Source organism: Helicobacter pylori, from assembly GCF_900120335.1.
GTDB lineage: Bacteria > Campylobacterota > Campylobacteria > Campylobacterales > Helicobacteraceae > Helicobacter > Helicobacter pylori_BU.
The window spans coordinates 425948-442336 of record NZ_LT635477.1 but is presented as its reverse complement, the minus strand read 5'-3'; the positions used below and the strand labels follow the sequence as shown (position 1 = coordinate 442336).

Genomic DNA, 16389 nt, shown 5'->3' with positions numbered 1-16389 from the left:
AAAGACAAGGATTTAAATGCTTTATTCATTAGTAAAAAAATATCTTTTTAGCCTAGACGCTGAAATCGCACATGAAAAAGTTTGTCAAATTTTAAGAACGCTTTCTAGATCGAGCTTTTTGTGTAGTTTGATCCATTCTCAATGGGGTTATAAAAACCCAAAGCTTGAAAATGACATTTTAGGCTTAAATTTCTCTAACCCTTTAGGCTTGGCCGCCGGCTTTGATAAAAACGCTTCCATGCTTAGGGCGTTAATTGCTTTTGGGTTTGGCTATTTGGAAGCAGGCACATTGACTAATATCGCGCAAAGCGGGAATGAAAAACCAAGGCTTTTCAGGCACATTGAAGAAGAGTCCTTGCAAAATGCGATGGGGTTTAATAATTACGGGGCGATTTTGGGGGTAAGAGCGTTCAATCGCTTCGCCCCCTATAAAACCCCTATTGGCATCAATTTAGGCAAAAACAAACACATAGAGCAAGCGCATGCCCTAGAAGATTACAAGGCGGTTTTAAATCAATGTTTAAACATTGGCGATTATTACACCTTCAACCTTTCTTCGCCCAACACCCCTAATTTAAGGGATTTACAAAATAAAGCGTTTGTGCATGAGCTTTTTTGCATGGCTAAAGAAATGACTCATAAGCCTTTATTTTTAAAAATCGCCCCGGATTTAGAAACAGATGACATGCTAGAAATCGTCAATAGCGCTATTGAAGCAGGAGCGCATGGGATTATTGCGACTAATACCACGATTGATAAAAGCCTGGTGTTCGCTCCTAAAGAAATGGGGGGCTTGAGCGGGAAATGCTTGACTAAAAAAAGCCGTGAAATTTTCAAAGAATTGGCTAAAGCTTTTTTCAATAAAAGCGTTCTTGTTTCTGTGGGGGGGATTAGCGACGCTAAAGAAGCTTATGAAAGGATTAAAATGGGAGCGAGTCTGTTACAAATTTATAGCGCTTTTATTTACAAAGGGCCAAATTTATGCCAAAATATTCTTAAAGATTTGGTAAAATTACTCCAAAAAGATGGATTTTTGAGCGTCAAAGAGGCTATAGGAGCGGATTTAAGATGAAATATTTTTCTGTTAAAAGACTTTTGGGGCGTTGTTCTGTCTTATTAGTAACCTTAGGAGTGAGCATGCACGCACAATCTTACTTACCCAAACATGAGAGCGTTACCTTAAAAAACGGGTTGCAAGTCGTGAGCGTCCCCTTAGAAAATAAAACCGGGGTTATAGAAGTGGATGTGCTTTATAAAGTCGGCTCTAGAAACGAAGTCATGGGCAAGAGCGGGATCGCTCACATGTTGGAGCATTTGAATTTTAAAAGCACCAAAAACCTTAAAGCCGGCGAATTTGATAAGATCGTTAAGCGTTTTGGGGGCGTGAGTAACGCTTCTACGAGCTTTGATATTACGCGCTATTTCATTAAAACCAGTCAGGCTAACTTGGATAAGTCTTTAGAGTTGTTCGCTGAAACCATGGGTTCTTTGAATTTAAAAGAAGATGAGTTTTTGCCTGAGCGTCAAGTGGTCGCCGAAGAAAGGCGATGGCGCACCGATAATTCCCCTATCGGCATGCTTTATTTCCGCTTTTTTAACACCGCTTATGTCTATCACCCCTACCATTGGACGCCCATTGGTTTTATGGACGATATTCAAAACTGGACTTTAAAAGACATTAAAAAATTCCATTCGCTCTATTATCAGCCTAAAAACGCTATCGTTTTAGTGGTGGGCGATGTCAATTCCCAAAAGGTTTTTGAATTGACTAAAAAGCATTTTGAATCCTTAAAAAACCTTGATGAAAAGGCTATCCCCACTCCTTACATGAAAGAGCCTAAACAAGATGGGGCAAGAACGGCAGTCGTGCATAAAGATGGGGTCCATTTAGAATGGGTAGCGTTAGGGTATAAAGTACCTGCTTTCAAGCATAAAGATCAAGTCGCTTTAGATGCGTTAAGCAAGCTTTTAGGCGAAGGTAAAAGCTCGTGGTTACAGAGCGAATTGGTGGATAAAAAGCACCTGGCTTCTCAAGCCTTCTCGCACAACATGCAATTACAAGATGAAAGCGTGTTTTTATTCATCGCTGGGGGTAATCCTAATATCAAAGCCGAAGCCTTACAAAAAGAAATCGTAGCACTTTTAGAAAAGCTTAAAAAAGGCGAAATCACTCAAGCGGAATTAGACAAAATCAAAATCAATCAAAAAGCTGATTTTATTTCTAATTTAGAAAGTTCTAGCGATGTGGCGGGGCTTTTTGCAGACTATCTAGTGCAAAACGATCTTCAAGGCTTGACCGATTATCAGCAACAATTTTTGGATTTGAAAGTGAGCGATTTGGTACGTGTGGCTAATGAATATTTTAAAGACGCCCAATCAACCACCGTGTTTTTGAAACCTTAAAAGAGCCTTATAACATGCAATTTCATTCATCTAGCGCGTTAATTACGCCTTTTAAAAAAGATTTGAGCGTTGATGAGGTCGCTTATGAAACCTTGATCAAGCGCCAAATTTTTCAAGGCATGGACGCATGCGTGCCTGTTGGCACGACAGGAGAATCCGCCACGCTCACCCACAAAGAGCATATGCGTTGCATTGAAATCGCCATAGAGACTTGCAAAAGCACTAAAACGCCTTCCAATTCACGCATGAAAGTGTTAGCCGGCGTGGGCAGTAACGCCACGAGCGAGTCCCTTTCTTTAGCAAAGTTCGCTCAAAAAATCGGTGCGGATGCGATTTTATGCGTAAGCCCTTATTATAACCGCCCCACCCAGCAAGGCTTGTTTGAACATTATAAAACTATCGCTCAATCGGTAGAAATCCCTATCATGCTTTATGATGTGCCAAGCCGAACGGGCGTGTCTATTGAAGTTCCAACCGCCCTCAAACTCTTTAGGGAAGTCCCTAACATTAAAGCCATTAAGGAAGCCTCTGGCTCTTTGAAAAGAGTAACAGAATTGCATTACTATGAAAAAGATTTTAAAATTTTTAGCGGGGAAGATTCGCTCAACCACTCTATCATGTTTTCAGGGGGGTGTGGCGTGATTTCAGTGACCGGTAATTTAATGCCCAATTTGATTTCACAAATGGTCAATTGCACGCTCAAATTTGAATACCAACAAGCCCTAGAAATCCAAAATAAGCTTTTTGATTTGCATCAAGCCCTTTTTGTGGAAACAAACCCTATCCCTATTAAAATGGCCATGCATTTAGCCGGATTGATTGAAAACCCAAGTTACAGACTGCCTTTAGTAGCCCCAAGCAAAGAAACGATCAAACTTTTAGAAAAAACTTTACAACAATATGAGGTAATTGCATGAATGGTTCCAATCACATGAAAAATAAAACCCTAGTGATTAGCGGCGCGACTAGAGGGATTGGCAAGGCGATATTGTATCGTTTCGCTCAAAGCGGCGTGAATATCGCTTTCACTTACAATAAAAATGTTGAAGAAGCGAATAAAATTATAGAAGATGTGGAGCAAAAATATTCCATTAAAGCCAAAGCCTACCCCCTTAATGTTTTAGAGCCTGAGCAATACACAGAGCTTTTTAAGCAAATTGACGCTGATTTTGACAGAGTGGATTTTTTTATTTCTAACGCTATTATTTATGGGCGCTCTGTCGTGGGGGGATTCGCGCCTTTCATGCGGTTAAAACCTAAGGGGTTAAACAACATTTACACAGCCACCGTGTTAGCGTTTGTCGTAGGGGCTCAAGAAGCGGCAAAACGCATGCAAAAAATAGGCGGTGGGGCGATCGTGAGCTTAAGTTCTACCGGGAATCTGGTCTATATGCCTAATTACGCCGGGCATGGCAATTCCAAAAACGCCGTAGAAACCATGGTCAAATACGCTGCCGTTGATTTAGGCGGATTTAACATTAGAGTGAATGCGGTTAGTGGCGGGCCTATTGATACGGACGCTCTAAAAGCCTTCCCTGATTATGTGGAGATTAAAGAAAAAGTAGAAGAGCAATCGCCCCTAAAGCGCATGGGTAATCCTAACGATCTAGCCGGGGCGGCTTATTTTTTATGCGATGAGACCCAAAGCGGTTGGCTTACAGGGCAAACGATCGTTGTGGATGGTGGGACCACTTTTAAATAAAGATTTTTTTGAAAAACATTATCCACATCCACCAAAACAAAGAGTTGCGATTCGTTAAAAAATGTTTGTTGGGCTATTTTTTCGCCCCTTTGTGTGGGGCTATCCTTTTGGTTTTTTCTATCGCTTTAAGCGGTGCGAAACCGCTCCAAGTTTCTAATCTCTTTAATAGTCAATCGGCTTATATCGTGTTATTGTCTCTTTTTTTGTGCGCGCTTGGGTTTATTGCCGGAGCGATTGGTTTTTACAGGCTTTCTAAAATCACGTGCCATTTAGGGTTTTTTGAAAATTTTACTTTCAGTTTTTTGGCGGTGATTTTATGCGCTCTTTTAAGCTATCTTGTCCCTAACGCCAGTAACGCCCTTTCACTAATCGGTAATGGCGTTTCTATTTTTTATCTGCACAAACTCTATAGAGAATTGAGCCTTTACACGCAAGAAAGGTTTTTTTTAAGCGGGTTTAGATTGTTGCTTTTTAGTTTCATGCTGGCTCTTTTAGGGGTTTTAGCGCATGCCTTAGGCGTTATTTTTTTAGGGGTGGCTGTGATTTTAATGTGTGTGGCGCTCAGTTTTTTAGGGCGTGCGTTCTTGAATTTTTCACAAGTCTTTTTGAAAGCATGAAAGTTTTAAAACTCCTGCCTAATTTTTTAACGATTTTACGCATTGTCTTATCCTTATTTTTATTATTTTTATTGTTAAACACGCACACTTATTTTAGTTTTTTAACCCCCTTTCACATCAACATGATCTCTTCATTGGTTTTTTTGTTTGCCGCGCTCACGGATTTATTGGACGGCTATATCGCTAGAAGCTATAAAGCCAAATCGCGCTTTGGGGAAATCTTTGACCCTTTAGCGGATAAAATCCTTATTTTGAGCGCGTTTTTAGGGCTAGTTTATTTGGATCGTGTGAATGCGTGGGTCCCGTTTGTGATTTTAGGGCGTGAATTTTTTATTTCAGGGCTTAGGGTTTTAGCCGCTAATGAAAAAAAGGATATTCCTGTCAATGCGTTAGGCAAGTATAAAACCGTGTCTCAAGTCGTGGCGATTGGCGCTTTATTAGCCAATTTAACTTACTCTTATGTGCTTGTGGCTATAGCGGTTTTTTTAACCCTTTATTCAGGGATAGATTACACGATTAAATATTATAAATCTTAAGTTTTAGATTGATTTTATAATACTGATAATAAAAAACACAAAAGAATTGATGCCAACCAAGCGATAGCTTTTTAAAAAAACGAGTTTAATAAAGTAACCAAAATCCCATTTTTTAAAAATTAAAAATATTAAAATTTAATAAAGCTTATCTAATTTGATTAAAACAAATCCTTATTTTTATTTAAAAAAAATCTTTTTATTTTATTTTTGTTATAATTCAAGCTATTTTTATTTTCAATCTAAGGAGGTGTCGCATGGAACATCAAAATACCACGCAAAAACAAGGCGAGCTTAAAAGAGACATGAAAATGCGCCATCTCTTGATGATTGCCTTTGGAGGAGCGATCGGCACAGGGCTTTTTGTAGGCACTGGAGGTAATATTGCGAGCGCTGGCCCTTTAGGGACCTTGATCGCTTATTGTTTTGGAGGGCTTGTGGTCTATTGCATCATGCTCTCTTTAGGCGAGTTGGCTAGCGTTTATCCCACTACGGGAAGTTTTGGGGATTATGCGGCTAAATTCATAGGCCCTGGCACGGGCTATATGGTTTTTTGGATGTATTGGCTTGGCTGGGTGATCACGGTTGCGTTAGAATACATCGCTATAGGCATGCTCATGCAACGCTGGTTTGTAAATATTCCCATCCATTATTGGGTCATTTCATGCATTGCGTTGGTTTTTTTATTGAACTTTTTTTCGGTTAAAATTTTTGCCGAGGGCGAGTTTTTCTTTAGCCTGATTAAAGTTTTAGCGGTGATCGCTTTTATAGGGATTGGCGTAATTGGGATTGTTTATCAAATCTATTTGCATGGGTTTAGTTCTATTTTTGATAATTTCCATTTTGGCGATAAGGGGTTTTTCCCTAACGGGAGCGAGGCGGTTTTTAGCGCGATGCTCGCTGTCATTTTTGCATTCACTGGAACAGAAGTCATTGGGGTGGCTGTAGGAGAGACTAAAAACGCTAGCGAAGTGATGCCCAAAGCGATTAAAGCGACTTTGTGGCGGATTGTCTTTTTCTTTTTAGGCTCTGTGTTTGTCATTTCTGTTTTTTTACCCATGAGCGATTCTTCTATCGCGCAAAGCCCCTTTGTGAGCGTTTTAGAACGCATCAACTTGCCCTTTATTGGCATGGGTATCCCTTATGTGGCTGATATAATGAACGCTGTTATCATTACGGCGATGTTTTCTACCGCTAATTCAGGGCTTTATGGAGCGAGCCGCATGATTTATGGGCTGTCCAAACAAAAGATGTTTTTTAAAGTTTTTTCCCAGCTCAACCGACAAGGCACGCCCACTTATGCGATGTTTTTTTCCCTTTCTTTTTCCCTCATAGGGCTTTTAGTCCAAATTTATGCCAAAGAAAATGTCGTGGAAGCCTTGATTAATGTGATCAGTTTCACGGTGATTATCGTGTGGGTTAGCGTGTCCATTTCGCAATATTCTTTCCGCAAGCAATACTTAAAAGCCGGGCATTCTTTAGAGGATTTGCCTTATAAAGCCCCCTTTCTGCCCTTTTTGCAACTCATAGGGATCACTGGGTGTATTATCGGCGTGATTGGTTCGGCTATGGATAAGGATCAACGCATTGGGATGATTTTAACGATTGTTTTTGCTGTTGTGTGTTACATTGGATACTATTTTACACAAAAAGCTAATGAAAATAACAAAAAAGATTTGATATAATCTTTTTTTAATTTTGAAGTTTAGCACATTTTAAGGAAGTAACCATGATGAAAAAAACCCTTTTTATTTCTTTGGCTTTAGCGTTAAGCTTGAATGCGGGCAATATCCAAATCCAAAGCATGCCCAAAGTGAAAGAGCGAATAAGCGTCCCCTCTAAAGAGGATACGATCTATTCTTACCACGATTCTATTAAGGATTCTATTAAAGCGGTGGTGAATATCTCCACTGAAAAGAAGATTAAAAACAACTTTATAGGTGGCGGTGTGTTTAACGACCCCTTTTTCCAACAATTTTTCGGGGATTTGGGCGGTATGATCCCTAAAGAAAGAATGGAAAGGGCTTTAGGCAGCGGCGTCATCATTTCTAAAGATGGCTATATCGTTACGAATAACCATGTGATTGATGGCGCGGATAAGATTAAAGTAACCATTCCAGGGAGCAATAAAGAATATTCCGCCACTTTAGTAGGAACGGATTCTGAAAGCGATTTAGCCGTGATTCGCATCACTAAAGACAATTTACCCACGATCAAGTTCTCTGACTCTAATGATATTTTAGTGGGCGATTTGGTTTTTGCGATTGGTAACCCTTTTGGCGTGGGCGAAAGCGTTACTCAAGGCATTGTTTCAGCGCTCAATAAAAGCGGGATTGGCATCAACAGCTATGAAAATTTCATTCAAACAGACGCTTCCATCAATCCTGGAAATTCTGGCGGTGCTTTAATTGACAGCCGTGGAGGGTTAGTGGGGATCAATACCGCTATCATTTCTAAAACCGGGGGCAACCACGGCATTGGCTTTGCCATCCCTTCTAACATGGTTAAAGATATTGTAACCCAACTCATCAAAACCGGTAAGATTGAAAGAGGTTACTTGGGCGTGGGCTTGCAAGATTTGAGCGGCGATTTGCAAAATTCTTACGACAATAAAGAAGGGGCGGTGGTTATTAGCGTAGAAAAAGACTCTCCGGCCAAAAAAGCAGGGATTTTGGTGTGGGATTTGATCACTGAAGTCAATGGGAAAAAGGTTAAAAACACGAATGAATTAAGAAACCTAATCGGCTCCATGCTACCCAATCAAAGAGTAACCTTAAAAGTCATTAGAGACAAAAAAGAACGCGCCTTCACCCTCACCCTAGCCGAAAGGAAAAACCCTAACAAAAAAGAAACCATTTCTGCTCAAAACGGTACGCAAGGCCAGTTGAACGGGCTTCAAGTAGAAGATTTAACCCAAAAAACCAAAAGGTCTATGCGTTTGAGCGATGACGTTCAAGGGGTTTTAGTCTCTCAAGTGAATGAAAATTCTCCAGCAGAGCAAGCCGGCTTCAGGCAAGGCAACATCATCACAAAAATTGAAGAGATTGAAGTGAAAAGCGTTGCAGATTTTAACCATGCTTTAGAAAAATATAAAGGCAAACCCAAACGATTCTTAGTTTTAGACTTGAACCAAGGTTATAGAATCATTTTGGTGAAATGATAGGGGTGGGTTGTTAATCGCATGTCCTTGATTAGAGTGAATGGGGAAGCTTTTAAACTTTCTTTAGAAAGTTTAGAAGAAGATCCTTTTGAAACTAAAGAAACGCTAGAAACGCTTGTTAAACAAACGAGCGTTGTTTTATTAGCCGCTGGGGAATCTAAGCGTTTTTCTCGCACGATTAAAAAACAATGGCTGCGCTCTCACCACACCCCCTTATGGCTCAGCGTGTATGAAAGCTTTAAAGAAGCCCTAGACTTTAAGGAAGTCATTTTAGTTGTAAGCGGATTGGATTATGTTTATATCCAACGCCATTACCCCAAAATCAAGCTTGTAAAAGGCGGGACATCAAGGCAAGAATCCGTGCGTAACGCTTTGAAAGTAATTGATAGCGCTTACACGCTCACCAGCGATGTGGCTAGGGGTTTAGCGAATATGGAAGCACTTAAAAGTTTGTTTTTAACCCTCCAACAAACGAGCCATTATTGCATCGCTCCTTACTTGCCTTGCTATGACACAGCGATCTATTATAACGAGGCTTTGGATAGAGAAGCGATCAAACTCATTCAAACCCCGCAATTAAGCCACACCAAAACGCTCCAATCAGCCCTAAATCAAGGGGATTTTAAAGATGAAAGCAGCGCGATTTTGCAAGCTTTCCCTAACTCTGTGAGCTATATTGAAGGCAGTAAAAATTTGCACAAACTCACCACAAGCGGCGATTTAAAGTTTTTTACGCCTTTTTTCAACCCAGCAAAAGACACTTTTATCGGCATGGGCTTTGATACGCATGCGTTCATTAAAGATAAGCCTATGGTTTTAGGGGGGGTTGTTTTGGATTGCGAGTTTGGGTTAAAGGCTCATAGCGATGGCGATGCTTTATTGCATGCGGTTATTGATGCGATTTTAGGAGCGATTAAAGGGGGAGATATTGGCGAATGGTTTCCTGATAATGACCCCAAATACAAAAACGCTTCTTCTGAAAAGCTTTTAAAAATCGTGTTGGATTTTTCTCAAAGCATTGGGTTTGAATTGTTTGAAATGGGGGCGACTATCTTTAGCGAAATCCCTAAAATCACTCCTTACAAACCGGCGATTTTAGAGAATTTGAGCCAACTTTTAGGGTTAGAAAAATCTCAAATCAGCTTGAAAGCCACCACAATGGAAAAAATGGGGTTCATTGGCAAACAAGAAGGGCTGTTAGTCCAAGCGCATGTGAGCATGCGTTATAAACAAAAACTTTAAATGTGATAAAATGTGATAAAAGGAAGAATTGATGAAAATCTTAATCATTGAAGACGATTTAGCGCTAGCCAGGAGTATTTCGCATAATTTGCATGATTTAGGGCATTTTTGCGAGATCATCTCTAGCATTTCAGAAGAAAATAAAGAGCCTTATGATGTGATTTTAGTTTCTTCTAAAGTTTGCACTCAAGGGCGTTGCGAACACTTTGTGCGTTATAATTCCAAGCAAATCATTATCATGATGGCTTCGCATGTCAATGAAGATGGCGTGAATAAACCCATTCAAGCGGGAGCGAGAGATTATATTCTAAAACCTTTTAAAATGGATGAATTGTTGCGTAAAATCCAATACCACAAAGCCTACCAAGAAATGACCGCTCGCTTGGGATTTTATGAAAATTACTTAGACTTTATCCATGCGGAATTGCCCCTGCCTAAAGATTTTTCTTACCGGCCGCCTTTCATCATCCACACGCCCTCTCAAGAGCTTGCGAACGCTTATTTATTGCAATACGCTAAAGAAAGGCAAATGGATTTTTCTTTTTTCTCTTTAAAGGATACCACTTGGAAAGAATTATACAAGAATAAAGACAAATTAGAACGCCCTTTTTACATCATGCATTTAGAAGAGCTTAAAAAAGATGAACAATTGAAATTGTTAGAATTGGCCCGTTCATGCCCTATTGTTTTGTCCTATACCCATAAAGAACCCCTAGAATTTCCTAAAATTGTGAGCATTGAATGCGGCAATAAACCCCTATCTTTGTTTAATAACCACACGACTTTCCTTTCCATTCAAGAATATGAAAAAGAAGCGATCAGGCATTTTTCTTCTACTTGCACCGATACAGAATTAGCCAGCAAGCTTGGCATTAGCCGTAAAAGCCTTTGGGAAAAACGCCGGAAGTATAACTTACCGCGCAAATAACAGAAAATCCTTAAGCCCTGTTTTTGTGGGGCGTTTGATCATAAATCATAAATGTAAAAATGCCAAAAGCATTTTTACAATCAAAAGAGCTAAAACAAGCGGTAATCTCTCAAGATTTAGCGTATTTAATAAGAATAGAGCTAATTATCATTAAAATAACTTATTATTTGCTATATATTTACTATAATAGTTTATTTTTCAAAAAGAGAAATTCAACTTAAGGATTAACCATTAGACAAGCGTTTAGCAAAACAAGATCCACGCATTCAAGAACTCTTTTACTAGACATTGATTGCGTTATCCCTAATATTGTTAGGCGTTTGCTCTCTAATAAAACGCTCCCCAAAAGATTCGCCGCTTATAGCTTGCAAGAAGTGGGCGTTATTTTCCTGACCACTCAAATTTTATCTATCATGCGCAAGACTCGTTGCTCTAAAACGCTTTTTTTTATCACTAGGGGCAGAGAGAGTTTCCGCTACCAGCTGTGCGATCATTACAAACAAAAACGCCACCAATTTGATGAAGGTTTTAGATCCCTTTTAAAAGCTCTCAAAATCGCTTTAGTGGAAAAATACCCTCTAAAAAAAGGGGCTAAAATCCAGGGCGAACATTGTTTTGAATATGAAGCCGATGATATTATCTCTTTTTACAAAAAGAAAGACCCCAACAATTATGTGATAGCCAGCATGGATAAGGATATTTTATATTCCAATAGAGGTTCTCATTTCAATCTCAAAACAAACGCTTTTTTTAATGTGAGTCAAAAAGAAGCCCATTTTTTTGCTTATTACCAGTGCGTTGTGGGGGATAAGGGGGATAATATTAAAGGGGTTAAAGGGATTGGCGGCTTCAACTATAAAGATTTTTTAAACGAAGACGCTAAAGAGCATGAATTGTGGGAGCAGATCATTCAAGCGTTCAAAATTAAAGAAGATTTGAGCGATAGCGAAGCCAAAGAAAAGGCTCTATTAAACATGCGTTTAGTCAATATGCACCAGATGACCCACCATGGCGTGATCAAACTATGGGAGCCTGAGTTTAAAAAAGCTTTTTTCCCTAAAAAAACACAAAGACCTGATTTTAAAAGAATTTCTTAAAACAAAAACTTTTAGACCCTTTTAATATTCTTTGATTTTTAGAGAATAGGATTTTTAGCTTTATTTTATAGTTTTTTACATAGTTTTATATGAAACTCATTTTTTAAGGGAATAGGGAGATGTTTTGGAACAACTCTCCCCCCTTAACCCCCTTTAAAAGATCCCCCTAACCCAAGAAGACCGCTTAAGAAATTATCGCTTACTTTTGGCAAGCCCTTTATGATTGATTGTAAAAATGGCATTTTTTAAAACAAAAACTTCCCGAAAAAAACAAAAGAGCTATCTCCAAGGCTTTTTCTCGTGGCTTTAGAATTATAAGCATACACATACCCCCCACCCATATCAAAAGACAAACTCCTATAAGTCCAAACCCTAAAACTGCTCATTAAAGAATATTCTTGGTAATCCCCAAAAGCCACCATCGCGTCTAAACGCACCCTTTTAGTCTTAAGCCCTAAAAAAACATAGCCTGAAATGCTAGAATTAGCAAAATAAATCGCTGGCACACCGGGCGCGTTGATCCCACGGCCATAGAATTTAGTCCTGTCGTTAAAAGTCCATAGATAGCCCTTATTGTTCCTTGCCGGAACGATATAAAAACCCGTTCCAAAATTAAAAATTTGGTATTTAAAAGTTTGATCGATCAAAAACAAGCCGGCATTTTTAGCGCTTGTAGTAATATCAGTGTTGCCGTATTGATACATGCCATGCACCAGAGTGCACGAAGTGAAACCCTTAGCTAAAGAAGCGTCATACTCCAACTTACCCCCCACCTGCACTAAAACATTTTGAGTGGGCAAAGGCAAGCGGGTGTCCGTTAAAATAAAAGGAACGAATGTCAAATTTTTATTTTTGTATTCTGTGCCCAAAACAAACACTTCCCCCCCCACATACAAGCGTTTAGACACGGGATCATAAGACGCTAGAGCGTTTAGGGAAGTGGCGATCCGATTCCCTTGCTCTTTATTGATTTGATGCCCATTATAAAGCATGCTATCCATAAAAATCCCAAAATAACGCATGGAATTTTGCTTAAAAGCCACAGAGACCCCTTGAATATTACCCCCTATCCAATCAAAATCCACAAAATCGGTATTAAAACGCCCTAAAGCGATTTTAAAACGCTGGTTAGCGTATTGAATATACGCATCAGAAACATCGCCAGCGCTCAAATAAGGCTTAACGTTGTTAGGGTTACCAAAAAAATTCCCTAGACTGATGTAAAGGTTAGCCAAACGCTGTTTGTTATAAATATTCCAAGCCCCAATCGCTCCAATACCAAAGGACCACCCATTGCTATAAGAAAAATCCACCCCAAGACGCGCTAAAGCCCCCACATAGCTGTGAGGGTTTTTTTGCACCCCTTGATTATACAATAGCCCCAGATAGCCAAAAGGTTTGACGGCAATTTCTAAAGCTTTCAAAGACAGACCATTACAAAAAAGGATCCCTAACGCTAAATGATAATATCTTTTCTTATTTTTCTTATATTGCATTAAAAACTCATCGTGGATTTAAACCTAGTATTTTAATGAAAATTCCTTTTAATTGCGCTGAAACGGGTTTAAAATCTCAATGACCACTAAACATTATCAATAAACTTGATTGACTAACACTAAAGATTTATGATAGTATTCTAATAAAACTATTTTAAAGGTGATTCATGAGTAAGAGTTTATACCAAACTTTAAACGTGAGCGAAAACGCCAGCCAAGATGAAATCAAAAAATCCTACCGCCGTTTAGCCAGGCAATACCACCCGGATTTGAATAAAACCAAAGAAGCCGAAGAAAAATTCAAAGAAATCAACGCCGCTTATGAAATTTTGAGCGATGAAGAAAAACGCCGCCAATACGATCAATTTGGCGACAACATGTTTGGGGGGCAGAATTTCAGCGATTTTGCCAGAAGCCGTGGTCCTAGTGAAGATTTAGACGATATTTTAAGCTCTATTTTTGGGAAAGGAGGCTTTTCGCAAAGATTTTCTCAAAACTCGCAAGGCTTTTCTGGCTTTAATTTTTCCAGTTTCGCCCCTGAAAATTTAGATGTAACCGCTATTTTAAATGTCTCTGTTTTAGACACCCTTTTAGGCAATAAAAAACAAGTGAGCGTCAATAATGAGACTTTTAGCCTTAAAATCCCTATCGGCGTGGAAGAGGGCGAAAAGATTAGGGTTCGCAACAAAGGGAAAATGGGGCGAACGGGTAGGGGCGATTTGCTCTTACAGATCCATATTGAAGAAGATGAAATTTATAGGCGCGAGAAAGACGATATTATCCAAATCTTTGATTTACCCTTAAAAACGGCTCTTTTTGGAGGGAAGGTTGAAATCGCTACTTGGCATAAAACCTTAACCCTAACCATTCCCCCTAACACCAAAGCCATGCAAAAATTCCGCATCAAAGACAAAGGGATTAAAAACAGAAAAACTTCGCATGTGGGGGATTTGTATTTGCAAGCTCGTTTGATCTTGCCTAAAACCGAAACGCTTTCTAATGAGTTGAAAGCGTTATTAGAAAAAGAATTGTAAGGAGGAATCGTGTACGATTATGATGAACCGCTTTATTTAATCAGCGTTGTGGCTAAAATCTTAGGCGTGCACCCTCAAACCTTGCGCCAATACGAAAAAGAGGGTTTGATAGAGCCTAGCAGGACTGATGGGAAAATGCGCTTGTATTCCCAACGAGACATGGATAAAATCAAAACAATTTTACGCCTTACAAGGGATATGGGGGTTAATTTGGCGGGCGTGGATATTATCTTGCGCTTAAAAGAAAAGCTTGATGAATTAGACAACCTCAATAAAGAATTGCAAGACGCTCTGCAAAAACACTCTAAAAACAACAAAACCCCAACGAAAAATTTAAACACCCCTACGAATTTTTACGAATTGATTTTATTTAAAAAATGAGCCTGACTGCACTTTTAAACCCCACAAGCCTAGAAGATTTTTTAGGCCAAGAGCATTTAATAGGGAAAGACGCCCCCTTATTTAAAGCCTTACAATCCAAACACTTCCCCCATGCCTTTTTCTATGGCCCTCCTGGCGTGGGTAAAACAAGCCTGGCTCAAATCATCGCTCGCTCCCTAGAGCGCCCCATTCTTTTGTTTAATGCGACGGATTTCAAATTAGAGGATTTGCGCCTTAAGCTTAAAAATTACCAAAACACCCTTTTAAAGCCCGTTGTTTTTATTGATGAAACCCACAGATTGAATAAAACCCAACAGGAATTCTTACTCCCCATTATGGAAAAAAATCACGCTTTAATCTTAGGGGCTAGCACGCAAGATCCTAATTACAGCCTAAGCCATGCGATCCGCTCAAGAAGTTTTATTTTTGAATTAACCCCCTTAAACAAGAGCGATTTGGACAGGCTTTGCGCTAAAGCTTTAGCATTACTCAAAAAACAAATAGAGCCTGACGCTAAAACTTATCTTTTGAATAACAGCGCTGGCGATGCCAGAGCGTTATTAAACCTTTTAGATTTGAGCGCTAAAATAGAAAATCCTATCACTTTAAAAACGCTCAAATCCTTACGGCCCCATAGCCTAAATGACGGATCTTATAGCGATGATACGCATTATAACCTCACTAGCGCACTCATTAAATCTTTAAGAGGGAGCGATGAAAACGCTTCCATCTATTATCTGGCGCGCTTGATTGCTGGCGGGGAAAACCCGGAATTTATCGCCAGAAGGCTGGTGATTTTTGCGAGCGAAGATATTGGTAACGCTAACCCAAACGCCCTTAATTTAGCCGCTTCCTGCTTGTTTTCAGTCAAACAAATCGGCTACCCTGAAGCACGCATCATTTTAAGCCAGTGCGTGATTTATCTGTCTTGTTCGCCTAAATCCAACACGGCTTATAGAGCGATCAATCAGGCTTTGGATTGCGTTCAAAAGGGCTTGCTCTACCCTATTCCTAAACACCTGCTGCCTAACGCTAAAGACTATCTTTACCCGCATGATTATAACGGCTATGTCAAACAAGATTATTTAGAAAAACCCCTCAATTTGGTTTCTTCTCAAGGCATAGGGTTTGAAAAAACCCTTTTAGAATGGCTTGATAAAATAAGAAATTGATCTTATAAGTTGCATTAAAATGCGACAATGGTAATAAAAAATCAATATTTTTTGATTGAATTAAAATAATAATGAGTTTTATCTATGGTTTATCGCATTATTATTGTATAATAATATTCTAGTTATAAAAATCATTTTACGGACAAGGGAAATATCAGCATGAGAAGATTAGAAACTTTAGAATCCATTTTAGAGCGCTTGAGGATGTCTATCAAAAAAAACGGACTCAAAAATTCAAAGCAGAGGGAAGAAGTGGTGAGCGTTTTGTATCGCAGCGGCACACACTTAAGCCCTGAAGAAATCACGCACTCTATCCGCCAAAAAGACAAAAACACCAGCATTTCTTCCGTGTATCGCATTTTAAATTTCTTAGAAAAAGAAAATTTTATCTGCGTTTTAGAGACTTCAAAGAGCGGCCGGCGTTATGAAATTGCGGCTAAAGAACACCACGATCACATCATTTGTTTGCATTGCGGTAAAATCATTGAATTCGCAGACCCCGAAATTGAACACCGCCAGAATGAAGTCGTTAAAAAATACCAAGCCAAGCTGATTAGCCATGACATGAAAATGTTTGTGTGGTGCAAAGAATGCCAAGAGAGCGATGATTAAAGATTTAAAGAA

16 protein-coding genes are annotated in these 16389 nt (G+C 39.3%); 15 read left to right on the top strand and 1 reads right to left on the bottom strand.

The features are described 5' to 3' along the window. The first annotated feature begins 16 nt into the window (after positions 1-16). The 11 genes from CS889_RS02235 to CS889_RS02180 all read left to right on the top strand — a co-directional run bounded on the left by CS889_RS02235 (position 17) and on the right by CS889_RS02180 (position 11682). Complete coding sequence (locus CS889_RS02235; protein WP_089086715.1) at positions 17-1072, top strand: quinone-dependent dihydroorotate dehydrogenase; 1056 nt, start codon at positions 17-19, stop codon at positions 1070-1072. Then, positions 1069-2403, top strand: coding sequence for a zinc protease PqqE (gene pqqE, locus CS889_RS02230; protein WP_089086714.1), 1335 nt, complete (start codon positions 1069-1071; stop codon positions 2401-2403). Before CS889_RS02235 ends, pqqE begins: the two co-directional genes overlap by 4 nt. 14 nt (positions 2404-2417) lie before the next feature. Continuing rightward, complete coding sequence (gene dapA, locus CS889_RS02225) at positions 2418-3320, top strand: 4-hydroxy-tetrahydrodipicolinate synthase (protein WP_089086713.1); 903 nt, start codon at positions 2418-2420, stop codon at positions 3318-3320. Further along, positions 3317-4105, top strand: a complete 789-nt coding sequence (locus CS889_RS02220) for an enoyl-ACP reductase (protein ID WP_089086712.1) — start codon at positions 3317-3319, stop codon at positions 4103-4105. Before dapA ends, CS889_RS02220 begins: the two co-directional genes overlap by 4 nt. An 8-nt stretch (positions 4106-4113) precedes the next feature. Further along, complete coding sequence (locus CS889_RS02215) at positions 4114-4722, top strand: hypothetical protein (RefSeq protein WP_099167460.1); 609 nt, start codon at positions 4114-4116, stop codon at positions 4720-4722. Then, entirely contained in the window at positions 4719-5258 is a 540-nt protein-coding gene (gene pgsA / locus CS889_RS02210) for a CDP-diacylglycerol--glycerol-3-phosphate 3-phosphatidyltransferase (protein WP_000866190.1), read from the top strand. The genes CS889_RS02215 and pgsA overlap by 4 nt, the downstream gene beginning before the upstream one ends. Before the next feature lie 254 nt (positions 5259-5512). Continuing rightward, positions 5513-6940 carry an amino acid permease gene (locus CS889_RS02205; RefSeq protein ID WP_089086710.1) on the top strand — a complete coding sequence of 476 codons (1428 nt, stop codon included), beginning with the start codon at positions 5513-5515 and terminating at the stop codon, positions 6938-6940. Between the two features lie 44 nt (positions 6941-6984). Continuing rightward, positions 6985-8415, top strand: coding sequence for a Do family serine endopeptidase (locus CS889_RS02200; RefSeq protein WP_089086709.1), 1431 nt, complete (start codon positions 6985-6987; stop codon positions 8413-8415). Positions 8416-8436: 21 nt separating this feature from the next. Beyond that, positions 8437-9657, top strand: a complete 1221-nt coding sequence (locus tag CS889_RS02195; RefSeq protein WP_089086708.1) for a bifunctional 2-C-methyl-D-erythritol 4-phosphate cytidylyltransferase/2-C-methyl-D-erythritol 2,4-cyclodiphosphate synthase — start codon at positions 8437-8439, stop codon at positions 9655-9657. A 31-nt stretch (positions 9658-9688) separates the two neighbouring features. Continuing rightward, positions 9689-10585 carry an OriC activity response regulator gene (locus tag CS889_RS02190; RefSeq protein WP_089086707.1) on the top strand — a complete coding sequence of 299 codons (897 nt, stop codon included), beginning with the start codon at positions 9689-9691 and terminating at the stop codon, positions 10583-10585. Positions 10586-10815: 230 nt separating this feature from the next. Beyond that, positions 10816-11682 (top strand): 5'-3' exonuclease, encoded by an 867-nt coding sequence (locus CS889_RS02180; protein ID WP_080387853.1) that lies wholly within the window; start codon positions 10816-10818, stop codon positions 11680-11682. Positions 11683-11927: 245 nt separating this feature from the next. Here CS889_RS02180 and CS889_RS02175 read toward each other — a convergent pair whose 3' ends face one another. Then, entirely contained in the window at positions 11928-13178 is a 1251-nt protein-coding gene (locus CS889_RS02175) for a hypothetical protein (protein ID WP_089086705.1), read from the bottom strand. A gap of 167 nt (positions 13179-13345) precedes the next feature. On the opposite strand from CS889_RS02175, the gene CS889_RS02170 reads away from it, so the two are divergent. The 4 genes from CS889_RS02170 to fur all read left to right on the top strand — a co-directional run bounded on the left by CS889_RS02170 (position 13346) and on the right by fur (position 16377). Further along, positions 13346-14212 carry a DnaJ C-terminal domain-containing protein gene (locus CS889_RS02170; protein ID WP_089086704.1) on the top strand — a complete coding sequence of 289 codons (867 nt, stop codon included), beginning with the start codon at positions 13346-13348 and terminating at the stop codon, positions 14210-14212. A 9-nt stretch (positions 14213-14221) separates the two neighbouring features. Further along, complete coding sequence (locus CS889_RS02165) at positions 14222-14593, top strand: heat shock protein transcriptional repressor HspR (protein WP_000272469.1); 372 nt, start codon at positions 14222-14224, stop codon at positions 14591-14593. Continuing rightward, the gene (locus tag CS889_RS02160) at positions 14590-15765 is read left to right on the top strand and encodes a replication-associated recombination protein A (protein ID WP_089086703.1); all 1176 of its coding nucleotides are present in this window, start codon (positions 14590-14592) and stop codon (positions 15763-15765) included. Before CS889_RS02165 ends, CS889_RS02160 begins: the two co-directional genes overlap by 4 nt. Positions 15766-15924: 159 nt before the next feature. After that, positions 15925-16377: a ferric iron uptake transcriptional regulator gene (fur, locus tag CS889_RS02155; RefSeq protein WP_001253271.1), complete on the top strand. Its 453-nt coding sequence runs from the start codon at positions 15925-15927 to the stop codon at positions 16375-16377. The last annotated feature ends 12 nt before the right edge of the window (positions 16378-16389 follow it).

Bases quoted from the DNA above. Each gene is read 5' to 3' on its own strand.
- CS889_RS02195 (WP_089086708.1), top strand. From the start codon at position 8,437: ATGTCCTTGATTAGAGTGAATGGGGAAGCTTTTAAACTTTCTTTAGAA.
- dapA (WP_089086713.1), top strand. From the start codon at position 2,418: ATGCAATTTCATTCATCTAGCGCGTTAATTACGCCTTTTAAAAAAGAT.
- CS889_RS02220 (WP_089086712.1), top strand. From the start codon at position 3,317: ATGAATGGTTCCAATCACATGAAAAATAAAACCCTAGTGATTAGCGGC.
- fur (WP_001253271.1), top strand. From the start codon at position 15,925: ATGAGAAGATTAGAAACTTTAGAATCCATTTTAGAGCGCTTGAGGATG.
- pgsA (WP_000866190.1), top strand. From the start codon at position 4,719: ATGAAAGTTTTAAAACTCCTGCCTAATTTTTTAACGATTTTACGCATT.
- CS889_RS02175 (WP_089086705.1), bottom strand. From the start codon at position 13,178: ATGCAATATAAGAAAAATAAGAAAAGATATTATCATTTAGCGTTAGGG.
- CS889_RS02205 (WP_089086710.1), top strand. From the start codon at position 5,513: ATGGAACATCAAAATACCACGCAAAAACAAGGCGAGCTTAAAAGAGAC.
- CS889_RS02170 (WP_089086704.1), top strand. From the start codon at position 13,346: ATGAGTAAGAGTTTATACCAAACTTTAAACGTGAGCGAAAACGCCAGC.
- pqqE (WP_089086714.1), top strand. From the start codon at position 1,069: ATGAAATATTTTTCTGTTAAAAGACTTTTGGGGCGTTGTTCTGTCTTA.
- CS889_RS02200 (WP_089086709.1), top strand. From the start codon at position 6,985: ATGATGAAAAAAACCCTTTTTATTTCTTTGGCTTTAGCGTTAAGCTTG.
- CS889_RS02190 (WP_089086707.1), top strand. From the start codon at position 9,689: ATGAAAATCTTAATCATTGAAGACGATTTAGCGCTAGCCAGGAGTATT.
- CS889_RS02235 (WP_089086715.1), top strand. From the start codon at position 17: ATGCTTTATTCATTAGTAAAAAAATATCTTTTTAGCCTAGACGCTGAA.
- CS889_RS02160 (WP_089086703.1), top strand. From the start codon at position 14,590: ATGAGCCTGACTGCACTTTTAAACCCCACAAGCCTAGAAGATTTTTTA.